The organism is Streptomyces sp. NPDC094034 (assembly GCF_040303865.1).
In the GTDB taxonomy this organism is placed as follows: domain Bacteria; phylum Actinomycetota; class Actinomycetes; order Streptomycetales; family Streptomycetaceae; genus Streptomyces.
This window is the reverse complement of the sequence record NZ_JBEOUD010000128.1, coordinates 1-1,243: the sequence shown is the minus strand read 5'-3', so window position 1 is coordinate 1,243 and position 1,243 is coordinate 1. Positions and strand designations below refer to the sequence as shown.

Below are 1,243 nucleotides of genomic sequence, written 5' to 3'. Positions count from 1 at the left end.
CCTCCACACCTACAACCACCACCGCAGCCACACCGCACTCGCAGGCCAGCCCCCGATCAGCCGCGTAAACAACGCTGCGGATCAATACACCTAGTGCTGACGCTGGTGACGAAAGGCCATGTCACTTTCACGCCGACTCCAACGGCGCCGGTGGAGTTTATGCAGGTTAGAGGGTTGTCCGCTTTTTCGTCTCGTGTTCTGCGGACCGAGGAACGCTGGATTGCCCGGATCGATGCCATCAGAGTGGATCCGTGCAACCTACTCACTACCGCGTACTGGTGGCTGTCTTGGTCGGGCTGCTCGCGGCCGCCGCAGCCGTGATCCTTGCCCAGGCCGACTCCGAGCCGATCACGAAGGCAGTACGGGACGCCGCCATGGCGTTCGCCGGGACGACAACTCTTGGCCTGCTGCTGGTCGGCGCGCTCCGTAACAACCGTGGCGGGGGAGCCGAATGAATCGCTACTGGACGGAAGGTTTGATTGTCGAGCCCTCCAGTCTTCACGATGGAGACGAGGCTTGGTTCGAGGACCGTCCGGTACAGGTCGCCGGTCATCTCTTTCCGCCCCGCTTCCGCATCTGGCTGAGCTGCAACGCGACGGGCGTGGACATGTGCGTCGCACTCGAGGTCGACCGCGGGGGGTTCGTCGAGCAGGAGAACGCCACCACGGTCGGCGGCGTGCCTTCAGACCAGGAGAAGGACCGAGTTCGAGCTTCTGCCCGGAAGCTCGCTCTGCCACTCGCCCTGTCCGTGATCCCCTACGGCCCCTTCAAGAGCACCGAAAAGGGCTGGGAGTGGATCGTCGACGGGTGGGGGCCACCAGTTGTCAGAAGGCTCTGCCTTGTCATGTCCGATCCGCAGATCGCCCTTGTGAAGGAGCTCCGGCGTCGTACGGGGCCACGATGGTGGAGCACCTACCTGCCCCGTATCGAGAAGACTGCGCAGATCGTCTGGGATGCACCCGCCGGCCTCTCCACGCGCCAGGTAATCAAGACGCTCGTCCGCCCCGGTACGCATGTCGGACGGACTGCGGCGTATGAGGACCTGGCCGCTGCACGTGAACTGGGCCTGCTACCCGAGCGTCGCGTGCTGTGACAGGCTGCCATGTCGCGCCGCCGGGGGAGTGTTGTCAAAGTGCCCCGCTTACGTCTAAGACGTCATCTCATTTGGTGAATCTGCGGTAGCAGATGAGGGTGCAGGCGATGCTGGTGAAGGCGAGGAAGTGTTCGGCTTTGCGCTCGTAGC

Annotated in this window: 2 protein-coding genes; both read left to right on the top strand. The window is 63.6% G+C overall.

Features of this window, described 5'->3' with window-relative positions:
- The first annotated feature begins 278 nt into the window (after window positions 1-278).
- The gene (locus tag ABTZ59_RS37160; RefSeq protein ID WP_351426009.1) at window positions 279-455 is read left to right on the top strand and encodes a hypothetical protein; all 177 of its coding nucleotides are present in this window, start codon (window positions 279-281) and stop codon (window positions 453-455) included.
- Window positions 452-1,093 (top strand): hypothetical protein, encoded by a 642-nt coding sequence (locus ABTZ59_RS37155; protein ID WP_351426006.1) that lies wholly within the window; start codon window positions 452-454, stop codon window positions 1,091-1,093. The genes ABTZ59_RS37160 and ABTZ59_RS37155 overlap by 4 nt, the downstream gene beginning before the upstream one ends.
- Window positions 1,094-1,243 lie beyond the last annotated feature (150 nt).

Coding starts and splice junctions, on each gene's coding strand:
- ABTZ59_RS37155 (WP_351426006.1), top strand. CDS start 452: ATGAATCGCTACTGGACGGAAGGTTTGATTGTCGAGCCCTCCAGTCTT.